Below are 21,929 nucleotides of genomic sequence, written 5' to 3' on the forward strand. Positions count from 1 at the left end.
GATCCAACGTGCCTGGGCTCTGTGGAGTCTCCGGTCCGGCGCCCGCGACAGCGGCGGTGTTCGACCGGCTCGTTCGGGAGCTGGCCGTGGGGAGCCGCGTGCGTGTCGAGTCGCTTGCGGCGCCCGACGGCGGTTGGGCGATCGGCCGCGCGCACCTGGGAGTGCTCAACCCGCACGCGCAGCTTGACGCGGCCGACGCCGTACACGTGCTGTTCCACGGCGACCTGCACAGCGTCGCGGAACTCTGCGCGCTCGCGGGAGACGAGACTCGCGACGCCGGACGGCGGATCGCCGAACTGTACGCGCGCCACGGCGACGAGTTTCCGAGGCACCTGAAGGGGCAGTTCGCGCTCGCCGTGCTGGACCAGGCACGCGGCCGGCTGATCCTCGTCAGCGATGCGGTCGGATCGTACCCGCTGTACTACTGCCGCCGCGCCGACGGCACCTTCGCGTTCGGTCCGGCTGTGGCTCCGGTGGTCCGGGCGCTCGCGTTGAAGACGAGCGTGGACATCGAGGCGGTGTCCTCGTATCTCGCGTTCGGCTTTCCGTTCGGCGCCCGCACGCTTCACGAGGATGTCCGCCTCGTCCCCGCAGCCGCGGTCGTTTCGTGCGACCTGCGGACGGGAACCGTTGGGGAGCTGACGTACGCGCAGGCAGCCGACTACTTCAGCGGCCCGCGCGGGAGACGCGAGGACTACGTCCATGAGGTAGTCGAGACGTTCCGGCACGCGGTCCGCCGGAGCGTGGAGGGTGACTGCCGGATTGGGCTCTCGTTGTCGGGCGGCCTCGACAGCCGGGCCATTCTGAGCGCGGTCGACGGGCAGGCACCGCGGCTGACCACGTGCACCGTGGGTGTCGAGGGATGCGCCGATCAGGCGATCGCCGCGCAACTGGCCACGTCCGCGGGAACGCGCCACCGGTTCCTGCCGCTCGGCCAGGAGTACCTCTCCGCCTTTCTTCCGCAGCTGCGGCGGATGGTGGCGCTCACCGACGGCATGTACCTCAGCCACGGCCTCACGGAGATGCTCGCGCTCGGCTTCTTCGAGAGGGCGGACTTCGCCGTGCTGCTGCGCGGGCACGGCGGTGAGCTGCTGAAGTCGCGTCTCGCCTGGCCGTTCCACACCGACGCGCACACGGGCCAGATGTCGCCTCGTGAGTTCGTGCCGTATCTGCTTCAGCGCACGGACTACGTCCGGCGCGATCTTCCGATCGCATCGCTCTTCGCCGAGCCACACCGTGCCCGGGCGGCCGCGGCTCCGGCCGCCACGCTCGAACGGGCGCTGGACGGCGTGAATCTGTCGGCGGACGACCTCTGCACGTACGTGTACTTGCGGGAGCACCATCGGCGCTTCACGGTTGCGTCGCTCGAGCTGTTCCGGCACGCGGTCGATGTGAGGCTGCCGTTTGTGGACGAGGACGTGCTCGCGGCCGTCTTCCGCGGACCATCCGAGTGGCGTCGTGACACCGGCCTGCACCGGGCGGTGATCGCGGCGTGCGCGCCGCAGATGCTTCGCGTGCGCAACGCCAACACCGGCGCGCCGGCCGGGGCCGGCCCGCTCGTCGAGGCGCTGTTCGACAAGATGAACACCGCGCTGCGGCGCCTGCACGTTCCCGGGTTCCGGCACTACCACGCATTCGACGTGTGGATGAAGCGCATGCTCCTCGACTCGGTCGAGCAGGTCCTGCTCTCGCCCCGATGCCAGGATCGCGGCCTGTGGGACGCCGGGACCGTCCGGGCTGCCGTGGACCGCACCCGTGGCGGGATTGTGGATTACGGCTATCTGCTGCAAGTGATGCTGAACGTCGAGCTGTGGCTCGAGGAGTGTGACTCATGACGCGCCAGATCACCACACGCGCGATCGCCGCCGCCTGCCTCGTCGCATGGCTCGCCGGCTCGGCCGGCATGGAGGCGCAGCCGCGCCAGCGGCAGCGCCGGCATCCTCCCACCTCTGCCACCGCGGTGCGGCCGCGCGCAGCCGCCACCGTCTGTCCGCGCTGCGGGTGGGCGCCGCGACAGGCCGGAAGCGTGAGGATCGTGCGCGGTCTCGCGGCGCTTCGCAAGGCGATGAGGGAGGCGGACCCGGGGGCGACGATCCTTCTGGCGGATGGCGAGTACCAGCTCGATCGCACGATCAGGATCGACGTGCCGGGCCTCGTGCTGCGCGGCGCCAGCGGCAATCGCGACCGGGTCATCCTGCGCGGCGCGGGGATGACGGGAGGCAGGGTCGGCGTCGGCATTGCGGTCAACGCCCGCGACGTCACCATCGCCGACCTGACCGTCGGCTGGGTCTCGCACCACGGCATCCAGGTCCGCGGCGAGCGCGGCGCCGGCGGCTTCGTCGTGCACAACGTCCGCATCGTGGACACCGGAGAGCAACTGCTCAAGGGCAGCGTCGCCGCCAACGGCGAACATGCGGACAACGGCCTCGTCGCGTGCTCGCTGTTCGAGTACACCGACGCCGCGCCGAGCGACTACACCAATGGCATCGACGTCCTCGCGGCGCGCGGCTGGACCGTGCGCGACAGCCGGTTCGAGCGCATCCGGGGGCCGGAATCCCGGGGCCGGGAAGCGGGTCCGGCGATCCTGTTCTGGGCCGCTTCCGGCGGCACGGTCGTGGAGCGCAACCTGATCGTGGACTCGTACCGCGGCATCGCGCTCGGCGTGCGGGCGGGACGAAGCAAGCGGGCGCGCGGCCAGGAAACCGCGTTCGATCACGATGGCGGGCTGATTCGCAACAACGTCGTCGTCAACCTGTCCCGATGGGCGAACGAAGGCATCGAGGTCAACAGCGCGCGGGACGTCACGGTCGAACACAACACCGTGGTCGTCGAGGGATCGCTCGACTGGTCGATCAGCGTGCGCTTCCCGGAAACGCGCGGAACCGTCGCGAACAATCTCACCAGCCGCGAGATCAAGTTCCGCAACGGCGGCGCGGCCGTGATGAAAGGCAACGTCACGGGCGCACGCCGCGACTGGTTTGTCGACCCGGCCGCGGCCGATCTCCATCTGACCGGCCGTGCCGCCGGCGCGATCGACGCGGGAGTGCCGGTCGATGCACGGATGACGGACTTCGATCGCCGAAGCCGCAGCGTCGGGCGGGCGCCAGACGCCGGCGCGTTCGAGTACGCGGGCGCGGCCCCCGCCGCCCGCGGAAGTGGCGGACCACGATGAGCCGCACGCTGCCCCGGGTCTCCTTCATCGTCCCGGTGCGCAACGACGCGGCGTGCCTCGCGCGGTGCCTCGCGTCGATTGGCACACTGCGCTACCCGCGAGACCTCGTGGAAACGATCGTCGTCGACAACGGTTCGCGCGACGGCTCGCCCGGCGTCGCCGCCACGGCCGGAGCCCGGGTGCTGGAAATGCCGGGCGGGCGCGTCGCCGGCCTGCGCAACCGCGGTGCCCGCAGCGCAGCGGGAGCCCTGCTCGCCTTCGTCGATGCGGACCATGAACTCGATCCGGGCTGGCTCGCGGCCGCTGTCGATTCACTGGCGGAACCCGGCGCCGGCGCCGCCGGCGCCGCGTACTCGCCGCCGCCCGCCGCCGGATGGGTGCAGCGCACGTACGACGCGCTGCGGGAGCGGCCGGCGGAACGGCGGGACGCCGAGTGGCTGGCGAGCGGCAACATGGCCGTGTGGCGGGCGGCGTTTGACGCGGTGGGGGGCTTCGACGCAGCGCTCGAAACCTGCGAGGACGTGGACTTCTGCCGGCGCTTGCGCCTCGCGGGCTATGCCGTCGTCGCCGAGCCGCGAATGCGGAGCGTGCACCACGGCGACCCCCGCACGCTCGGTTCGGTGTTCTTCGGCGAGTTGTGGCGGGGCCGCGACAACCTGCGCGTCAGCCTGCGCGCGCCGCGCTCGTGGCGATCCCTCGCCAGCGCCGTCATCCCCGTCCTCGACCTCGCCGCGCTTGCCGCAACGGCGATCTTCCTCGTCGCCGCCCCGCCCGGCGTGGCGTGGCTGGCTGGCGGCGCAGCCGCGGTTCCCTTCGCGTTGATCGGCGCGCGGGCCCTGCGCATGCTGCGGCGCGGCCGCCAGGTTCGCCTCGCCGACGCGGTGCAGGCCGTTCTGGTGGCCGGCGCGTACGATTCGGGCCGCGCGTTCGCCGTCATCCTGGGGGCCGCCTATTCCCGGCGGCGTCCCGAGGCTGGCGTCCCATGACGCGGCCGCTTCGTGTGCTCGAGCTGCGGACGGTCCGCGGTACCGGCGGCGGCCCGGAGAAGACCATCCTGCTCGGCGCGGCCCGGCACGATCCCGCGGAGTTCGACGTCACCGTCTGTTACATCCGCGATCGGCGGGACGACGTGTTCGACGTCGATCGACGGGCCGGTGCGGCCGGCGTCCGCTACCTGGAAGTCGTCGAGCGCCGTTCCTTCGACCCGCGGATCTGGCCTGCCCTCCGTCGCACGGTCGCCGAACGGCGGATCGATCTGGTGCACTCGCACGACTACAAGACCGACCTGCTGGCGCTGCTGCTCGCCCGGCGTGACGGCGTCACGCCGCTCACGACCGCTCACGGGTGGACCGGCCAGTCCTGGCGCGAGCGACGGGTGTACTACCCCGCGGATCGGCTCCTGCTCCGCCGGTTTCCGTGCGTGATTGCGGTGTCCTCCGAGATCCGCGATGTGCTCGTCCGGTCGGGAGTCCCGGCGGCGCGCGTCCGCACGATCCTCAACGGTATCGATCCCGGGGCGTTTCGCCGCGAGCGGTCGAGGGAAGCGGCCGCCCGCCGCGCGCTCGGTTTCCCGCCCGGCGCCATCATCGTCGGCGCGATCGGCCGCCTCGAGCGCCAGAAGCGGTTCGACCTGCTGCTCGACGCCTTCGCGCAGCTCTCGAGCCGGCATCCGCAGCTGCGTCTGGCCGTCGCCGGCGGCGGTTCGCTCGAAGCCGCGCTCAGGGCCCAGGCCGATCGGCTGCGGTTGAACGGATCGGTGCGGCTGCTGGGCGCGCGCGGCGACATCGTGACCCTGCACCACGGATTCGATCTCTTCGTGCAGTCGTCCGAGTACGAAGGCACGCCCAACGCGGTGCTCGAAGCGATGGCCCTGGAAACGCCGGTGGTCGCCACGGCCGCCGGCGGGACCGCGGAACTGGTGCGTGATGGCATCGACGCACTCGTGGTCGAGCCGCGTGACGTGCGGGGGCTCGTCGCTGCGATCGATGAGGCCGTGCGGAATCCGGACGCGATGCGGCGCAGGGCGGCATCGGCGAGGGCACGCGTCGAGACCACCCTGTCGTTCGAGGCGCGCACGCGCGCGCTCGAGGAGGTCTACCGGCAGCACGGTACCGCATCGCGGCGGAGGCATGGATGACAGGGATACGCGCGACCGCCAAGGCGATTGCGCGGGCCCTCGCGACCGTGGCGGTCGCCCCCGCGCTCGTGTCCTACTGGATCCGTGCCCGCGTGTTCGGCCGGGACCGTGCGCTGGCCGGATCGACGCAGGCGCTGTCGCTGATTCCGGGGCTCCCCGGACGGTACCTGCGGGCGGCGTTCCTTCGCCGGGTACTCCAGGAATGCAGTGCTGAAGTGGCGATCGAGTTCGGCGTGCTGTTCTCGCAGGCGGGTGCCCGCATCGAGCCGCACGTGTATGTCGGGCCCGGATCGCACCTCGGCCTCGTGCACCTCGAGCGCGACGTCCTGCTCGGCGCCGCGGTTCACGTGACGAGCGGGCCGGCCACGCACGGGATCGCAGACCTGACGATTCCGATCCGCGAGCAGCCCGGAACGCCGCGGCTGGTCCGCATCGGTGCGGGCTCGTGGATCGGCAGCGGCAGCGTGGTCATGGCCGACGTCGGGCGCGGCACGGTCGTCGCCGCCGGGGCGGTCGTGACGCGACCGCTGCCCGACTGCGTCATCGCGGCCGGTGTGCCCGCGCGCATCATCCGGGCGCGCGCGGTTGCCGCCGATGCCGACCGTCCCGAGGCGTTGGTGTCGTGAAGATTCTCTACCTCACGCACCGGGTGCCGTACGCGCCGAACCGCGGCGACCGCCTGCGCGCGTTTCACGCGCTGCGCCTGCTGGCGGCCGAACACCAGGTCTCGCTGGTCTCGCTGGCGCACGGCCGGGAGGAGACGCGCGACCTCTCGGCGCTTCGACCGCTGGTGCGTGACCTGGAAATCGTGCGGGTGTCGCGTGCAGGGCAGGCCGTGCGGGCGGCACGCGGGCTCGCCACCGGCCGTCCGCTGACGCACTGCCTGCTCGACGCCTCCGGGATGCGGCCGGCGCTCGAGCGGATCGTGCGGCGCCGGCAGCCGGAGGTCGTCCTGGCGTACTGCTCGGGCATGGCGCGCTTCGCGGCGGAGCCGCCGCTTGCAGACATTCCGTTCGTGCTCGATCTCGTCGACGTCGACTCGCTGAAATGGGCGGAGCTGGCTCTCGCCACGCGCGGACCGCTCGGTCGAGTCTATGCCCGCGAGGCGCAGCGCCTGCGGGCGTTCGAGGCGCGTGCCAGCCTTGCCGCGCGCGCGGCGCTCGTCGTGAACGAGCGCGAGCGCGCGGCGCTCGTCCGCCTGGCGCCCGACGCGTACGTGAGAATCGTGCCCAACGGCGTGGATCTGGAATCGTTCGCGCCTCCGGCGGATGTGCCCCGGCGACGCGACGTCGTCTTCTGCGGCGTCATGAACTACGGCCCTAACGCGGACGCCGCGCGGTGGCTGGCGCGCGACGTGTGGCCGCGCGTCCGGCGCGACGTGGCCGACGCGAGACTCCTGATCGTCGGCGCCGATCCAACCGCTGCCGTCCGCGCGCTGGCCTCGCCACGCCAGCAGATCGAGGTGACCGGCACGGTATCGGACGTCCGGCCGTATCTCTGGCAGGCGGTCGCTGCCGCGGCGCCGCTCGCCACGGCGCGCGGCGTTCAGAACAAGGTGCTCGAAGCCGTGGCCGCCGGAACCCCCTGCGTCGTCACGCCGCAGGTGGCGGAAGGCCTCCCCCACGAAGTGCTGCCCGCGTGCGTGCAGGCGGCCGACGCGGACGCATTCGCCGTCGCGCTTGCGCGCCTCCTCCACCTCGCCGACGACGAGCGTCGCGCGCTCGTCGCGGGCGCCGACCTGGCGTCGCTCGGCTGGCCGCAACGGCTGGCGGCGCTCCCGGCCATCCTTGAAGCCGCGGCCTTCAGCCGGGAGAGCGCCGCGGCATTGGGCCTCGCATGAGCTGGGAACCGCTCGTCGCGCTCGCCCTCCTTGTCGCTATCCTTTATATATTGGGGCGGAACCTTGCGCCGCCCGATGTCACGCTGGTTGGCGGGCTGACGGCGCTGATGTCGCTCAGCGCGTTCTCCGGCCGCTTCCCGACCCCCCGCGAGGCCGCCCTGGCGTTCGGCAACGAGGGACTGCTGACAGTCGGCGTCCTGTTCGTCATTGCCGCGGGGCTCACCGAAACGGGCGGAATCGCGCTGCTGACCGAACGCCTCCTGGGCCGTCCGGCCACGCTCCTGCGCGCCCTCGTCCGGATGATCGTGCCGGTGGCCGTCACCAGCGCGTTCATCAACAACACGCCGGTCGTGGCGATGTTCGTGCCCGTCATCGGCGAGTGGTGCAAGAAGACACGCCAGAGCCCGTCGAAACTCTTCATTCCGCTCAGCTATGCCGCCATTCTCGGCGGGGTCTGCACGCTCATCGGCACCAGCACGAACCTCGTCGTCCAGGGGATGCTGATCGAGGCGAACAAGACGGATCCCTCGATCCGGCCGTTCGGGATGTTCACGATTACGCCGCTCGGCCTGCCCGTCGCCCTCGCCGGGCTGGCGTACCTGGTCGTCCTCGCGCCGCGGCTGCTGCCCGATCGGCGACAGCCCGCCTGGAACGGCGACGAGACGCGACAGTACACCGCGGAGCTGCTCGTCAGGCGCAACAGCCCGATCGTCGGAAAGACGGTCGAAGACGCCGGCCTTCGGCACCTGCCGGGCGCCTACCTGATGGCTATCCAGCGCGGCGCCGAATCGCTCGCCGGCATCGGGCCGGGGCAGCGCCTGCTCGCCGAGGATCGGCTGGTGTTTGTGGGCATCGTGGACTCGCTCGTCGAGCTGCAGAACGTCCGCGGGCTGTCGCCGCCGCTCGAGCACACGTACCGCGTGAACGATCGGCGCGAGGATCGGTGCCTGACCGAGGTGGTCGTCAGCCCGCGATGCCCTCTTGTCGGCAAGAGCATCCGGGAGGGGCAGTTCAGGAACCGCTACGACGCCGTGGTCCTGGCCGTGCACCGGCACGGCGAGCGTATCCAGGAAAAGATTGGCGACATCGTGCTGAAAGTCGGCGACACGCTGTTGCTGCAGACCCGCCCATGGTTTCACCGGAAGCACCGGAACAACGGCGACTTCTTCCTCAGCTCCGCCGTCCCCGGATCCCGTCCGGTCCGCCACGACCGCGCCTGGATCGCCCTGGCGATCTTCGCCGCTCTGGTGGTCGCCGCGGCGTTCGAGGGGAGCCTCGGGTTGAGCCTGCTGAACATTGGACTGCTCGCGGCGGCGCTCATGGGTCTGACGCGCTGCTGCTCGGCCGAGCAGGCGCGGCGCAGCATCGACTGGTCGACTCTCATCGCGATTGGCGCCGCGATCGGCATCGGGCGCGCGATCGAGTCAACAGGCCTCGCGGCCATCGCGGCGGCCACGCTCGTCGACGCGCTTCGCCCCGCCGGGCCGTGGGCCGTGCTCGCGGGAATCTACCTGCTGACGCTGGTCTTCACGGAAATCGTCACCAACAACGCCGCCGCCGCACTGGCTTTCCCGATCGCGCTCGCCGCGGCGCGCGGCATGGGCGTGGACTTCGTGCCGTTTGCGGCAACGGTCATGGTGGCCGCATCGTCCGGGTTTGCGACGCCGCTCGGCTACCAGACGCACATGATGGTGTACGGGCCGGGAGGATACCGGTTCGGCGATTTCGTCCGCATCGGCCTGCCGCTCGATCTGCTGCTGATGATCGTCACCGTGCTGGTGACACCCCTGGTGTTCCCCTTCTGAGCCATGCCGGCCGGCCCCCGTTCGTCGTGCGCCGTTTACGTTGCGCCGCTGGCGCCGGCCGCCGGCCGCGTGCGGATGTACCGCGGCCAGCCGCTCAGACTGGGCGTTCCGCTGCCGCGGGAATGGCTGAGCGATCCCCGGCAGGTCCGCCTGCGCGATGCGGCGGGCCGCGAGGTCCCGCTTCAGGCGACGCCGGTGGATCTCTGGAGCGATACCAGCGTCCGGTGGCTCCTGCTGGATTTTCAGGTCACGCTCGCGGGCGAGCGCGGAACCTACCAACTCGAGCGAGGTTGCTCGATTCAGCCGCCCTTGCCGTCGCTCGCGCGAGAACGTGCGGACGGCACCGTCGAGATCGATACCGGACCCACCCGCTTCGAGGCGCGAAGCGGCCGGGAATTTCCTCTGACCGCGGGCCCTGCCGCGATGGCGCTGGAGATCGAGGACGAAGACGGCCACCGGCTCGACGCGACGTTCACGTCGGTCGCGATCGAGGAGAACGGCCCGCTGCGGGCGACTGTCCGCGCCGATGGCCGGATCGGAGGGAGGCGCCAGCGTGCGCTCCTCGAGCTGGCGCTTCTGATGCACTTCTACCGCGGATCGACGGTCGCCCTCTTCGAGCTGACGACGCGAAATCCCAGGCGCGCGTCGCATCCAGGGGGGTACTGGGAGCTGGGCGGCGGCGGATCTGTTCTGCTCCGCGAGCTGACGGTGTCGATCCGCCTTCCTGCAGGCGAGGCCCGCGCGCGGTGCTCACCGGAGACCGGCGCGCCGTTCGCCGACCTGACCGCCCCGATGGAGTTGTACCAGGACTCGAGCGGCGGCAGCAATTGGCAGAGCCGCAACCACGTGAGCCGCCACGGGCGCACCACGGTGGCGTTTCGCGGGTATCGGTTCAGGGTTGCCGGCAGGCAGGGCCGCGGCTGGCGTGCGACGCCCATCGTCTCGGCGTGGAGCGGGCGCGCGCACGTGTCGATCGCCATGCGGCAGTTCTGGCAGAACTTCCCGAAGTGTCTCGCGTGGGAGCGCGACTGCCTTCGGCTGTCGCTCTTCCCGCGGCAGGCGGCGGATCTGCACGAGATCCAGGGGGGCGAGCAGAAGACGCACGCGTTCTTCATCGGCTTCGGCGCCGACGCGATCACCGACGAGCCGCTCGACTGGGTTCGCTCGCCGCTCTGCGCGTGGGTCGATCCCGCCTGGGCCTGCGCCACCGGCGCGTTCGGCTCTGTCCTGCCGCTCGCCGAGGATGCTCGCGAGGACTGCGTGCGGCTCGCACGCGCCGCCATCGAGGGTCCCACCGCGTTTGCCGCGAGGCGCGAGGTCGTCGACGAATACGGCTGGCGTCACTTCGGCGATCTCTACGCGGACCACGAGTCGGTTCACGCGCCGGCGGAACGGCCGCTGATCTCCCACTACAACAACCAGTACGACGCCGTCGCGGGATTCGCCTGCCAGCACCTTCGCGACGGCGACCTGCGCTGGCGCGAGCTGATGGACGATCTTGCGGCGCACGTCGTGGACGTGGACATCTATCACACCGGCGAGGATCGCTCCGAGTACAGCCACGGGCTCTTCTGGCACACCGCCCACTACGTCGATGCGGGACGCTCGACGCACCGGACGTACGCGCGCTCCAGCGCCGCCGGCGGCGGAGGCCCTTCCGCCGAGCACAACTACACGACGGGGCTCATGCTCCACTGGTTCATGACCGGCTCGCGCCGGTCCCGGGATGCGGTGCTGGAGCTCGCCGGGTGGGTGCTGCAGATGGAAGAGGGGGGGCGTGCGATCCTGCGGTGGATCGCGCGTCCCCCCTCCGGCGCCGCGACGCGGACGGTGTCGCCGCTCTATCACGGCCCCGGCCGCGGCGCGGGCAACTCGATCAACGCGATGCTGGACGCGTTCCGCCTGACGGGCGAGGCGCGCTATCTCGAGGCCGCCGAGCGGTTCATCCGCCGGTGCATCCATCCGCGCGACGACATCGCGGCGCGCGCGCTGCTGGACGCCGAGCGGCGCTGGTCCTATACCGTGTTCCTCCAGGCGCTCGGCAAGTATCTCGATATCAAGCGCGAGCGCGGCGAGCGCGATCGAATGTACCGCTACGCGCGGTGCAGCCTGCTCGCCTACGCCGACTGGATGGCGGCGCACGAGCGCGCCTACCTCGATCATCCGGAGGCGCTCGAGTTTCCGACCGAGACGTGGGCCGCGCAGGAGCTCCGCAAAGCGGATGTGTTCCGCCTCGCCGCGGCGTACGGCACGAGCGAGCGCCGGCCGGTGTATGTGGAGCGATCGGAGTATTTTTACGACCGCGCGATCGGTGGTCTGCGCAACGCGCCCACGCGAACGCTGACCCGTCCGCTCGTGCTGCTCATCACCAACACCGTCGCGCCCCCTGCGCGGCTCACCGTCCCCGCCGACGCATCGCCCGATCCCGTCGAGGATTTCGGACACCCGGCGCCGTTCGTGTCGCAGCGCCAGCGCGCCGCGCGGCGCCTGGCCTCCGCAGCCGCCCTGATCATGGCGGCCACGCTGCTGCTGCTCCTCGCGGCGCTCTGAGGAACGCCAGAAGGCGATCCCCACCGGACGCGTGACCATCCGGCGTGCGCCTGACCGGCGCCTACACGACCGCGGATGGTACCGGCGCGTCCCCGAACGCCGGCGCGGGCGCGTTATCCACCGCCCGGGCCGCCACAGCCGTCTTCGTGATCCGATCGAGCGCCATCGTCAGTCCGGCGATGTTCCAGAAGATATGCACGTACTGGAAGGGAATGAAGCACGCCCCCACCGCATAGACGAAGAGACTGGTTTCCAGCGCGGTCGCATACACGCCGAACTCGGCGTCGATCGTGCCCTGTCGGGCCTGCCGGCGCGCCCGCCGGCAGGCAATCAGGGCAAGCAGCATGGTGGAGCCGAACAGCATGAGACCCGGGAAACCAAGCTCCGCCAGCACCCCGAACCACGCGCTGTGGACGGAGCGGTGGGTACCGAACTCGCCGCCCGAAAAATCGTACGCGTCGAAGCTTGGGTTGTAACCGAGATAACCCACACCGGTCAGCGGGCGGTCGCGCGCCATGTCGACGGCGACCGTCCAGAAGTGAAGCCGTCCCATGGCCGACCGGTCCCCGCGATCAGTCTCCGGGCCGCCGTCATCGTCGCGATTGATGACGCGATCGGCCGCCAAGCGAATCGTCTCCATCCGGTCCCAGAACTTCTCGGGAAAGACGGTCAGAATGAGCCCCGCCAGCAGCCCCACTCCAACTGCCGCGCGCACCTTGTGCCGCGAGCGCAGGAAATACAGCATGCCGAGGACGCCGGCTGACAGGAATCCACCGCGGGAATAGGTCGCGATCCCCCGGAACACGACCCCGACTGCCATGAAACGGTGCACGACCGCTTCCGATCGCCGGGCGGCGGTGCTCGCGAGCGCGAGCAGCAGCGGCGTTAGCATGAACATCGCCAGCGCGGCACCGTTTTCATCGCCGAACGGTGGAATGCGGTTGACGTTCTTTGCTCCCGGGTTGAGCAGCAGTTGCAACCATCCCTGCTTCGACGCCTCGAACCCGAGCGATACGGCAATCACCAGGAGCGTGAGCCGGAAGCGCAGCCGATCGCTCACGAGCGTCGCCACCGCGTACGTCACCACGAGGGATTTCGCCAGATCGGGCCAGTAAGCCCACGAGTACTCCGCGTGCGGACCCAGCGCCGTGGAGAGAATGCTCTGAAGCAGGAACAGGAAGAGCACGACCGTCCGCAGGTCGAGCCGGATCCGCTCGCGCTCCCGAGAAAGCAACAGCGATCCCACGAGCGCCAATCCGGCGATGAACGACAGATTGAGCTGTCCGACGAAATCACCCCACACCCACTGCTCCGGTCTGAAGTACGCAATCCAGAGGTAGAGGAGGAGGACGTAGAACGGGCCGCGAAGGCCGTAGAAGATACCCACGCCGGCGATGCTCATGACGAACAGATTGCGCAGCATTCCTCCGTGCACGCTCGCAAACCGCCGGCCACCTGGGGGCAGACTTCTTCCGCCTCAGCAGCGTCACGATCGGCATCTGACCGCCTCCGGGAAGACCAAAGTCTTCCGCGAAGGAGACAATCGCCTGGCGCGGTGTGGCCTGGCGCCCGGCTCCCGGGCGACACTCTTGCAGTCGCCCGAGGAGCGCGAAAGGCGACTGATGACCACCGGAACAGCGGCCGTTCGAGTGCCGGAGCCCGCGGCGATGCCCTCCCCGACGGGGGCCAATTACGCGTTCATCGTCGGGCACTACAAGAGCGGGAGCACGTGGCTGGCGAACCTGCTGGCCCTGCATCCGGATATCCGCTGCCTCGGCGAGACGAACGTCTTTCGTTATGCGGCCACGCAGGACATCGCCACGGCCACGCGTAACCTGTTTACCAGCTCGTACTGGAGCGGCGGCGGCCTCGCCAGGCTGCCGCGGCATCGGCTGGCGGTCGCGGCGGCCGCTGTGCAGGGGCTGTGGCGGCAGGCCCCCCCGCGGACCGCGCGTCCCTCGACGCTGCTGGATCTCAGCCTGCTCGACCAGCGCGCGCTCAGGCGCGAGCTGCTGGCCAGCAGGTCGGGCGAGGATTACTGCCGCCGCTTCTTCGACTTCGTGGGCGCGCGCCTCAAGCCGCGCGCGTACCTGGTCGAGAAGACGCCCAATCACGTGCTCGTGACCCCGTTCATCCGGTCGGTCTTTCCCGAGGCACGGCTCGTCGCCGTGTATCGCGACGGGCGCGATGTCGTCGTCTCCGATCGGTTCTTCTCGGCGCGGCGCGGCCGGGCGTGGAATTTCGCGGCGAGCGTCGAATACTGGCGCCGGCTGATCGAAGCGCAGCGCGCGTACGCGTCGAAGTACGGCATCTTCACCTGCGCTTACGAGTCGCTGCTCGAGGATGGCGCCGGGACGGTCGCCGGGCTGCTGCGGTTCCTGGGGCTCCCCGCCGACGAGCACGTGTCCGCGATGCTGCGCTACTCGTCGATCAGTTTCATGACCGGGCGCCGGCCGGGAGACGAGGACCGAGGAAGTTTCTACCGCAGGGGCGTCCGCGGCGACTGGCGGAATCACTTCACCGACGAGGACAAGCGCCGGTTCAAGGAGATCGCCGGCGACCTGCTGATCGAGCTGGGGTACGAACGCGACGGAGACTGGTGACGGGCCGCGATCGCCCTACGGAATGCACCGCACGATGTGCGGTCCAACCAGGCGGGTCACCGGCAGCGGCAGGCGTTTCCAGATCGCAACCGCGCGGCGGTATTTCGCGCTGGCGGGGCTGAAGTCAGGCAGCGCGGCGCCGCCGACCTGGAGGTACTCCCAGTGGAGCGCGTCCGGGACGGCCCCCCACTGTTTCTTGAACTCGAAGTGGCTGTCGCCGATGGTGGACCGGCCGAAATCGAACTGCCGCGCGTGCGCGTCGACGGCCCGCCCGATGGCCGCCCAGTAGAGCATCTGGTTCGCACACCACTCGCGGCCGCGGCGCAGGGCCGACGCCCACGGCATCTCCACGCGGTCGCGGTACGTGATCGTGATGCCCGCCGCCAGCGGCTCTCCGCCGCGGCTGACCACGATCACCGCCGCGCGCGGGCCAACCTCCTGCAGGACTTCTTCGCAGAGGTTGCGGCCGTACACCGGCGTGCCCAGGTCGCGCATGTTGGTCGCGAAGATCTCATAGAAGGCGTCGAGCAGCTCCCGCCCTCCGGCGGCAACGTCCAGGCCGCTCTTCTCCGACTTGCGAATCTGGTTCCGCAGCTTGCGGTCGAACAGCCCGAACAGCGCGTCGCGGGTGGACGGCAGCGCCAGCTCCATCGCCACCTTGTGGGCGCGGAACGGCAGCGAGCCGAATCGGCGCGCGCGGTGGCGCAGCTCCACGTGGCTGTAGCCCCCGGCGCGGGCCAGCGCGCCGGCCGCGCCGAGCAGCGCGTCGGCCGTGCGCGCGGCGGACGCCAGCACGCCGCCGTAATTCACGAACGGCAGCGACACGACGAAGCGCCCGAAGACCGGCGACCGCATTGCGACGAGCGGCAGCACCCCGGCCATCACGCCGCCGGTCCTTGCCACCAGATATCTGGTCTGGTGCCCGAACGCCCGCGCGATGATCGCCCGCCACTCCCAGCGGTGGTAGACGGCGGCCTCAGGGTGCCCGTCGACGAACGCGTCCCATTCCTCGCGGCAGGTGGCCTCGGTCACGGAGAGCGGCGCGTCAGACATCGGTGTCGCTCCTGAGCAGCCAGTAGTCCTTCATCATCAGGAACCGGCCCATCACCAGCGCATCGATGGCGGACGAGAACGTCGTCCGGATCGCGTCGCGCGGCGCACACGCGGTCGGCTCGCCGTGGGCGGTCAGCGGCGTGTTGATCAGCCCGGGCACGCCGGTGCGCGTGCGATGGATGCGCAGCAGCTCGGCCAGCTCGGGCGCCTGCGCCGGGTCGACGGTGTGGACGGTCATGGCGTTGCGCGCGTCGAGCGCCGCGCGCAGCAGCGGCCGCGCCTCCGGACGAACGGTTCCCCGCAGCAACATGAAGGGGGACCGCAGCGGCACGTCCAGGCACGCGTCCGCCGCGGCGTCGGTCAGCGACACGGGCAGCCACGCCTCGTCGGTGGGACGACCGAGATAGTGGGTGAGGTTCTCGCGCGCGTAGGGTCGCGACGGATCGCAGAGAATGCTGCGGCTGCCCAGCGAGCGCGCACCGAAATCGAGCGCGCCCTGGAACCAGGCGATCGTCTTTCCGGACTCGAGCAGGCGCGACACGCGCGTCAGCAGCCGTTCCCATGCAGGCTCGTAGACGTAGTCGAGACGGCAGTTCTCGATCGTCTGCTTCATCTCCGGTTCCGAGAACGCGGGACCGAGCGACAGCCCGTCGAACCGCGATGCCGCGGAATCGGTGGCCACCGCGGCGCCGATCGCGCCGCCCGCTTCTTCGGGCACGGGCGCCACCCAGACCCGATCCCCGAGCTCGAGGCGGACCGCGGTGTTCACGGCGTCCGATCCGAACACACTGCCCCCGAGCCCAACCGCGTCGACGTGGAGCAGCGCCGCGGCCGCGTGACACAGGCGCGCCGCCAGTTCGTGGACGCGAATGCAGAAGCCGGCTGCCAGGTCCCGCCGTCGCTGGCGCACACGCGCGTGGAGGCTGTCGGCCTGCGCCAGGTCGCCGATTCCCGACGCCGCCCCCGCCACGAGCGCGTCGAGGCGCGATTCGTCGAAGTAGAAGCCCGGCTGCGCGCTCCAGCCGATCACCGTACCGAAGGCCTGCGCGAACGTGGCGTCCCCGGCGGAGCCCAACCGCTCGAGCGCATCGAGCGCCCCGTCGCCGGCGGCGCAGCCAAGCCGCGCGGCCAGGTCGGCAGCCGCCGCGATGAGACGCTCCACGCCGCCAATCGCCATCACGCGCCCGATGACGGGGCCATCCTTGTAGAACAACGACCCGCGGCGCGCGACTCCATCGACAATGACGATGGCCATGCGCTCGGCAGATGAAGAGGCCGCGACCTGCAGCGCCTGCGCGCGAAGCCCCTCGACCAGCCACGCGGGCTTTTCGTCGAGGGCATCCGCCAGGGCGAGACGCGCGTGGCCCGTGTTGAGCCGCGCCCGCAGGCGCAGGCCGCGGCGCAACGCCCGCACGTCGGCCGCGCCGGCGGCCCCGCGGTCGGCGAGCGCGATGGCCGTCACGGCGTGCGCAGGCAGGTGCGCGCGTTCCAGGCACGCGGCCAGCGCCGCCATCGGCACGCCGGGGCTCCGGACGCCAGCGCCCGCAGCGTTTCTCGACACGCTGCACTCCGACACCGCGGCGACGACCTGGCCGTTCACCGACAGCGCCGCGGCGGCCTCGCCGCTCCGGCCGCCGATGCCCAGCACGACACCCATGGCTACCGCCGCACCGACGGGTGCGCCACGAGGAAGTCCCCGATGGCCAGGTAATCGAGGTTGCCCGCCAGGAACGCCCGCACCGCATCATCGGGCGTGCAGACGATCGGCTCCTCGTGCATGTTGAAGCTCGTGTTGATGAGCGAGGGAATACCGGTGAGGGCGTAATACTCGGAGAGGATCCGATGGAAGCTCGGGTTCGATCGGCTCGTCACCAGCTGGGGGCGCGCCGTGCCGTCCACGTGCACGGCCGCCGGGCAGTCCGTCTTCATCCGTTCCGTGCAGTCGAAGGTAATCGTCATGAACTGAGCGGCGTAGTCGGCGCCATCCACCCGCTGGTAGCACTCGTGGCGGTGCTCGTAGAGCGTCGCGGGCGCGAACGGCATGAACTCGGTCCGGCCGAGCCGCTGGTTGAGCCACTGGTTCACCGCCGGTTCCTGCGCGTGGTACAGAATCGACCGGTTCCCCAGCGCCCGCGGACCGTACTCCATCCGCCCGTTGAAGCGCGCCACCACCTTGCCCGCCGCCGCCAGGCTGGCGATCTTCTTCTCGATTGGCGAGTAGCGGTCGAACGGCAGTCCCGCGCTGCGCAGCGACGCGGCGATCTCGGTCTCGCCGTAGCACGGACCGAAGAACACGTCGTCGAGGGCGGATCCGCGGAAGCCGTTGCCGGCAAACGCGAGAAGGCCCGCACCGGTGCCGCAGCCGCCGTCGCCCATGTGGGGGTGGATGAAGATCGCGTCCACTTCGGGAATCTCGCGGAGCCGCTGGTTCAACTTCACGTTCGCCGTGACGCCGCCCGAGAGCACGAGGTGCCGGAGCCCCGTCTTCTGAAGATAGTGGCGGACGAAGCCCACCGACACGTCCTCGAGCACGCGCTGGTACGCGGCCGCGACGTCCTGCATCGGAAAGTCGCTGGCGAGCATGCGCACGAAGAACACGTTGTTGCTCTCGATGATGCGGAAGGCGCCGGCGAGGATCTCGAACCGCGAGCGCACGACGTCGCCGAGGACGGACGGATCGCCGTAGGCCGCGAGCCCGACGATCTTCCCCTCGTGGCGGCACGGCCGGAACCCGAGGCCCGAGGTGACCGACTCGTAGAAGGTGCCCAGCGAGTGCGGGTACTCGAGGTCGAACAGGCGTTCGATGCGTCCCTCCCGTCCCACGCTGACGGACCCGGCCAGGCCGGAGCCGTAGCCGTCGAGCGTGACCACCAGCGCCTCGTCGAACCCCGACGTGTAGAACGCGTTGGCTGCGTGGCTCTCGTGGTGCTCGACCCGGCGCAGGCGGTCGCGCAGGCCCAGTTCGTCGAGGGCCGTCTCGAGCTCCGCCTGCCACTGCATGTGGTACGCGGTGGCCGCCTTCCCCCACTGGCTCAGCGCGCGCTTCGCCACGTTCCTGGACACGACGCCGTCGACGGACGCCACCCGGTATGCGAGCCGCTTCATCAGCGGTTTTTCCTTGCGTTGATTCGGCTGCCGCAGCCCCGGCACCGGGTCGCGGCGCGCCGGCACGCGCCGGCGCGCGTCGTCGATCAATTGCTGGACCGGCGCGGGCTCCGTGCGCTGCAGCCGCTCCCGCTCGCGCGCGATATTGCGCTCGAACAGGCGCGTCTCCTCTTCCCACGTGAGGAACGGGTAGGTGACCACGTCGATCTCGGACGGATCCGTGCCCGTGCAGTCGAGCGCGCCCTGCAGCGCGCGCCACGGAAATCCGCTCTGCAGCTTCTGACGGGTGAAGCGCTCTTCGCCGGCCGCGAACAGGATGCGTCCGTCCTCGAGCAGGGTCACGGTGGAGTCGGTGTCGAGCGGTGAAATCGCCAGTACCTTCATATGACAGCTCGTGCCCTCAGTGCACCAGTCCGGCGGCGATTCGCCGGGGCCGGTGCGAGAACGTCCGGTCGCGGAACTCCTCCAGCGTGCAGGTGACGCCGTCAGCCGCGGTGAGGAAGAACTCCAGGTAACGATCCAGCGTCGCAATGAATCGCTGGAGGCCGGCGCGATCGCGGACGTACGGCGTGTGGCCCGGTTCGAGCGACGGGCTGTGAAACGACAGCGTGAACGTCCGCAGCCCCTCGGCGAGCAGCGTGCGGGTCAGCCGGCACATCTCGGCCAGGCTGTGACCTTCGGGGCTCAGCATCACGCGGTCCGTGATGCGCGCACGGGACAGCGCGCCTGCGAGGTGGAGCCGGGCCGCCCGCGGATGCTCCGCCAGGGCTCGAAGCGCGCGCCGGGCGCTTCCGGCGATCCCGGTGAAGCCCGCCGTGCAGGGAAGCTCCAGCAGCGCCGCATCGCGCCCGAGGGCAAACGGCCTCGCGTCGAACGCGGTGAACGACGGCCCGCCCGACGCCTCGAACGTCATGTGCGGGCACACGCTCACGTCGATGCCGAACTGCAGCTTCTGCAGCACGCGCACGGTCGTCCGATCGAAACCGTAGCGGCCCGCCTTGTACACCCGCGGCGCGCGGCCGAAACTCTCCGTGATGCGTTCCTTGAGCCGCTGGAGCTTGGCCTCCTGCAGCACGCCGAGGTTGCAGCTGAAGCTGTTCGCCGCGCTCAGCCGCTCCAGGAAAGGGGGCGTGACCCACGGATGAAGGTGCGCGCCGATCGCGCATTCCCCCGACGCGAGCAGCGATCGGAGCATGCCGGTGGCATTCGCATCGGCGGCAACGGGAAAGTCGACAACGTAGGTGGGGACGACGCCGTACCGGCGGAACACGGCCTGCGCGACCGGCAGCTGCTCGATCGCGCGCACGCGGGTGTTCTGGCGGGAGAACGGGGCGTCCCAGTCGAACTCCTCTTCCGTGTCGACGACGACACAGAGCGTCGGCCGCGCGGCGGGGTCCGCCGGAAGATACCGGGCGCCGAGCTGCTCCGGCGTGACCTTCATCGCGCCGCCCTCTCGACCGCGACCAGCGGGGCGCGGCGTCCGGTGGCGACATACGTGAATCCCAGCGATCGCACCCGCGCCGGATCCAGCACGTTCCGCACGTCCACGATGACGGCGTCCCGCATGACTCCCTGCAGGCGGTGCAGGTCGAGGCTGCGGAATTCGTTCCACTCGGTCATGATGACCACGGCATCGGCGCCATCGGCCGCCTCGTAGGCGGACTCCGCGTACGTCACCGCGTCCGCCTCGATGACCGCCGCCGCCGACGCGCAGGCCACCGGATCGAACGCCCGTACGATCGCGCCTTCCTCGACCAGCCGGATGCACAGATGGATCGCCGGCGACTCGCGGACGTCGCTCGTGTTCGGCTTGAACGCGAGCCCGAGCACCGCGATCGTCCGGCCCGCGAGTCCCGCCACCGCTGCGGCGACCTTCGCCACGACGGCCTCCCCCTGCGCGATGTTGACGGCGATGGCCGACTCGACGATCCGCAGGGGCACGCCGTATCGGCGTCCGAGCGTGGCGAGCGCCCTCGTGTCTTTCGGAAAACACGATCCACCGAAGCCGGGGCCTGCGTGAAGGAACTTCGGCCCGATCCGCTTGTCGAGCCCCATCGCCTTCGCGACGACGTGCACGTCCACGCCGACCTCGTCGCAGAGGTTCGCGATCTCGTTCACGAAGCTGATCTTCGTCGCCAGGAACGCGTTGCACGCGTACTTGATCAGCTCCGCCGTCTCCGGATCGGTGCAGACAACCGGCGTGTCGATCAGGTACAGCGGTCGATACAGGTCGCGCATGATTGCGGACGCCTGCGCGCTGTTCGACCCGATGACCACGCGGTCCGGGCGCATGAAATCGCCCACGGCGGACCCCTCGCGGAGGAACTCGGGATTCGAGACGACGTCCACCCGCGCCGGCTGCAGCAGGTGCGCGCGCACGAGCTCCGACACGCGGCGGTTGGTGCCGACCGGCACGGTGCTCTTGATGGCGATGACGTGGTAGCCGTCCAGCTCCCGCGCGACCTCCACGATCGCGCGGTCCAGTTGCGTGAGATCGGGGCTTCCCGCGCCGTCGTCCGGCGTCCCGACCGCCAGGATGATGACGCGCGTGCCGGCGACGCCGTCCTTCAGCCGATGCGAAAACCGCAGGCGGCCGGCGGCGACATTGTGGTGCACCAGCTCGGAGGCGCCGGGCTCGTGAAACGGGAGCGCGCCGCGGCAGAGCCCTTCGATCCGGTCCGCGTCCGCATCGACGCACGTCACCGTGTGCCCGAAGTCGGCCAGGCACGCGCCCGTGACCAGTCCGACGTATCCCGCGCCGATCACCCCCACATTCATGCGGCCCCCGCTCTTACGGCTGCGAGCCCCACCGCGGCACTGACCGTGTCGAACCGGAATTCCGCCAGCAGGCGGCGCAGGCGGGACTCGGTCCGGTGAAGGTTTCGATAATGGCGAAGGCGCGACAGCCAGGGCGCCGCGAACCTGGGCTGCGCCGGATCGATCTCCCACGGGTGCACGTAAAACACGGCGGGCTTCCGCTCGACCAGATTGAGGCGGCGAATGCCGAACGACGTCCAGGCGTACGGCAGCATGCGGAAGTATCCGCCCCCGCCGATGGGAAGATTGACGGCGCCGCAGCGGATCGTCGACCCGGGCACCTCGAGGAGCGTGCCGCCGGGGCGCCGGACCGTGTGAGGATGCCGCGGCGCCGAGGGCAGGCCGTAGCGATCGTGATGGATCGGAAACACACTGGCGTCGTAGACGAACCCTTCTTCGATCAGGATGTCCAGCGCCCATAGCGAAGCCGCGGTCACCGAGTAGCTCGGCGCGCGGTACCCGAGAACCGGCATCGAAGCCGCGGATTCGATCGCGTACCGCGACCGCCGCACGTCCGCGCGGAATTCCTCCGGCGTCATCGCGTAAATCAGGCGGTGCGAATAACCGTGCGACGCCAGCTCGTGCCCCGCGGCGGCGATGCGGCGGATCAGGGCGGGGAATCGCTCGGCCACCCACCCGAGGACGAAGAAGGTCGCGCGCACGCGGTGGTCTGCAAACATCCGCAGCAGCCGATCCGTGTTGGCGCAGACGCGGCTTTCGAGCCGGTCCCACTGGTGCCGGCCCACCACGTCGTCGAACGCGCTGACCTGGAAGTAGTCCTCGACGTCCACCGTCATGGCGTTGGTCACGCCCGTCGCCTGCGAGTGCATTCAAGGCGCCCGGGCTG

16 protein-coding genes are annotated in these 21,929 nt (G+C 70.4%); 9 read left to right on the forward strand and 7 right to left on the reverse strand.

The window, feature by feature from the left end; genetic code table 11:
• Positions 1-8: 8 nt before the first annotated feature.
• The 8 genes from HYU53_10060 (at position 9) to HYU53_10095 (ending at position 11,504) form a co-directional block, all read left to right on the forward strand.
• Entirely contained in the window at positions 9-1,835 is a 1,827-nt protein-coding gene (locus tag HYU53_10060; protein ID MBI2221538.1) for a hypothetical protein, read from the forward strand.
• Positions 1,832-3,172 (forward strand): right-handed parallel beta-helix repeat-containing protein, encoded by a 1,341-nt coding sequence (locus HYU53_10065; GenBank protein MBI2221539.1) that lies wholly within the window; start codon positions 1,832-1,834, stop codon positions 3,170-3,172. The genes HYU53_10060 and HYU53_10065 overlap by 4 nt, the downstream gene beginning before the upstream one ends.
• Positions 3,169-4,158, forward strand: coding sequence for a glycosyltransferase (locus HYU53_10070; GenBank protein ID MBI2221540.1), 990 nt, complete (start codon positions 3,169-3,171; stop codon positions 4,156-4,158). Before HYU53_10065 ends, HYU53_10070 begins: the two co-directional genes overlap by 4 nt.
• Positions 4,155-5,309, forward strand: a complete 1,155-nt coding sequence (locus HYU53_10075; protein ID MBI2221541.1) for a glycosyltransferase — start codon at positions 4,155-4,157, stop codon at positions 5,307-5,309. Before HYU53_10070 ends, HYU53_10075 begins: the two co-directional genes overlap by 4 nt.
• Positions 5,306-5,935: an acyltransferase gene (locus HYU53_10080; GenBank protein MBI2221542.1), complete on the forward strand. Its 630-nt coding sequence runs from the start codon at positions 5,306-5,308 to the stop codon at positions 5,933-5,935. Before HYU53_10075 ends, HYU53_10080 begins: the two co-directional genes overlap by 4 nt.
• Complete coding sequence (locus tag HYU53_10085) at positions 5,932-7,149, forward strand: TIGR03087 family PEP-CTERM/XrtA system glycosyltransferase (GenBank protein MBI2221543.1); 1,218 nt, start codon at positions 5,932-5,934, stop codon at positions 7,147-7,149. Before HYU53_10080 ends, HYU53_10085 begins: the two co-directional genes overlap by 4 nt.
• Positions 7,146-8,954: an SLC13 family permease gene (locus tag HYU53_10090; protein MBI2221544.1), complete on the forward strand. Its 1,809-nt coding sequence runs from the start codon at positions 7,146-7,148 to the stop codon at positions 8,952-8,954. Before HYU53_10085 ends, HYU53_10090 begins: the two co-directional genes overlap by 4 nt.
• A 792-nt stretch (positions 8,955-9,746) precedes the next feature.
• Positions 9,747-11,504: a hypothetical protein gene (locus tag HYU53_10095; protein ID MBI2221545.1), complete on the forward strand. Its 1,758-nt coding sequence runs from the start codon at positions 9,747-9,749 to the stop codon at positions 11,502-11,504.
• A 61-nt stretch (positions 11,505-11,565) separates the two neighbouring features.
• Here the strand turns inward: HYU53_10095 and HYU53_10100 are convergent, their stop codons facing one another.
• Positions 11,566-12,927: a putative O-glycosylation ligase, exosortase A system-associated gene (locus tag HYU53_10100; protein MBI2221546.1), complete on the reverse strand. Its 1,362-nt coding sequence runs from the start codon at positions 12,925-12,927 to the stop codon at positions 11,566-11,568.
• A 199-nt stretch (positions 12,928-13,126) separates the two neighbouring features.
• Here HYU53_10100 and HYU53_10105 point away from each other — a divergent pair, with 199 nt between their 5' ends.
• Positions 13,127-14,107 carry a sulfotransferase gene (locus HYU53_10105; protein ID MBI2221547.1) on the forward strand — a complete coding sequence of 327 codons (981 nt, stop codon included), beginning with the start codon at positions 13,127-13,129 and terminating at the stop codon, positions 14,105-14,107.
• 15 nt (positions 14,108-14,122) lie between these two features.
• On the opposite strand, the gene HYU53_10110 is transcribed toward HYU53_10105, so the two are convergent.
• The 6 genes from HYU53_10110 to HYU53_10135 are packed head-to-tail and all read right to left on the reverse strand — an operon-like array spanning position 14,123 to position 21,891.
• Positions 14,123-15,160 carry a FemAB family PEP-CTERM system-associated protein gene (locus HYU53_10110; GenBank protein MBI2221548.1) on the reverse strand — a complete coding sequence of 346 codons (1,038 nt, stop codon included), beginning with the start codon at positions 15,158-15,160 and terminating at the stop codon, positions 14,123-14,125.
• On the reverse strand, positions 15,153-16,817 hold the full coding sequence (locus HYU53_10115) for a hypothetical protein (GenBank protein ID MBI2221549.1): 1,665 nt from the start codon (positions 16,815-16,817) through the stop codon (positions 15,153-15,155). The genes HYU53_10110 and HYU53_10115 overlap by 8 nt, the downstream gene beginning before the upstream one ends.
• 2 nt (positions 16,818-16,819) lie before the next feature.
• Complete coding sequence (locus HYU53_10120; protein MBI2221550.1) at positions 16,820-18,649, reverse strand: carbamoyltransferase; 1,830 nt, start codon at positions 18,647-18,649, stop codon at positions 16,820-16,822.
• 16 nt (positions 18,650-18,665) lie between these two features.
• Complete coding sequence (locus HYU53_10125) at positions 18,666-19,706, reverse strand: polysaccharide deacetylase family protein (protein MBI2221551.1); 1,041 nt, start codon at positions 19,704-19,706, stop codon at positions 18,666-18,668.
• The gene (locus HYU53_10130; GenBank protein MBI2221552.1) at positions 19,703-21,043 is read right to left on the reverse strand and encodes a UDP-glucose/GDP-mannose dehydrogenase family protein; all 1,341 of its coding nucleotides are present in this window, start codon (positions 21,041-21,043) and stop codon (positions 19,703-19,705) included. Before HYU53_10130 ends, HYU53_10125 begins: the two co-directional genes overlap by 4 nt.
• The gene (locus HYU53_10135) at positions 21,040-21,891 is read right to left on the reverse strand and encodes a DUF3473 domain-containing protein (protein MBI2221553.1); all 852 of its coding nucleotides are present in this window, start codon (positions 21,889-21,891) and stop codon (positions 21,040-21,042) included. The genes HYU53_10130 and HYU53_10135 overlap by 4 nt, the downstream gene beginning before the upstream one ends.
• Positions 21,892-21,929 lie beyond the last annotated feature (38 nt).

The organism is Acidobacteriota bacterium, assembly GCA_016184105.1.
In the GTDB taxonomy this organism is placed as follows: Bacteria; Acidobacteriota; Vicinamibacteria; order Vicinamibacterales; family 2-12-FULL-66-21; genus JACPDI01.

Bases quoted from the DNA above. Each gene is read 5' to 3' on its own strand.
- HYU53_10065 (MBI2221539.1), top strand. From the start codon at position 1,832: ATGACGCGCCAGATCACCACACGCGCGATCGCCGCCGCCTGCCTCGTC.
- HYU53_10070 (MBI2221540.1), top strand. From the start codon at position 3,169: ATGAGCCGCACGCTGCCCCGGGTCTCCTTCATCGTCCCGGTGCGCAAC.
- HYU53_10075 (MBI2221541.1), top strand. From the start codon at position 4,155: ATGACGCGGCCGCTTCGTGTGCTCGAGCTGCGGACGGTCCGCGGTACC.
- HYU53_10080 (MBI2221542.1), top strand. From the start codon at position 5,306: ATGACAGGGATACGCGCGACCGCCAAGGCGATTGCGCGGGCCCTCGCG.
- HYU53_10090 (MBI2221544.1), top strand. From the start codon at position 7,146: ATGAGCTGGGAACCGCTCGTCGCGCTCGCCCTCCTTGTCGCTATCCTT.
- HYU53_10095 (MBI2221545.1), top strand. From the start codon at position 9,747: ATGGAGTTGTACCAGGACTCGAGCGGCGGCAGCAATTGGCAGAGCCGC.
- HYU53_10100 (MBI2221546.1), bottom strand. From the start codon at position 12,927: ATGCTGCGCAATCTGTTCGTCATGAGCATCGCCGGCGTGGGTATCTTC.
- HYU53_10105 (MBI2221547.1), top strand. From the start codon at position 13,127: ATGACCACCGGAACAGCGGCCGTTCGAGTGCCGGAGCCCGCGGCGATG.
- HYU53_10110 (MBI2221548.1), bottom strand. From the start codon at position 15,160: ATGTCTGACGCGCCGCTCTCCGTGACCGAGGCCACCTGCCGCGAGGAA.
- HYU53_10115 (MBI2221549.1), bottom strand. From the start codon at position 16,817: ATGGGTGTCGTGCTGGGCATCGGCGGCCGGAGCGGCGAGGCCGCCGCG.
- HYU53_10120 (MBI2221550.1), bottom strand. From the start codon at position 18,649: ATGAAGGTACTGGCGATTTCACCGCTCGACACCGACTCCACCGTGACC.
- HYU53_10125 (MBI2221551.1), bottom strand. From the start codon at position 19,706: ATGAAGGTCACGCCGGAGCAGCTCGGCGCCCGGTATCTTCCGGCGGAC.
- HYU53_10130 (MBI2221552.1), bottom strand. From the start codon at position 21,043: ATGAATGTGGGGGTGATCGGCGCGGGATACGTCGGACTGGTCACGGGC.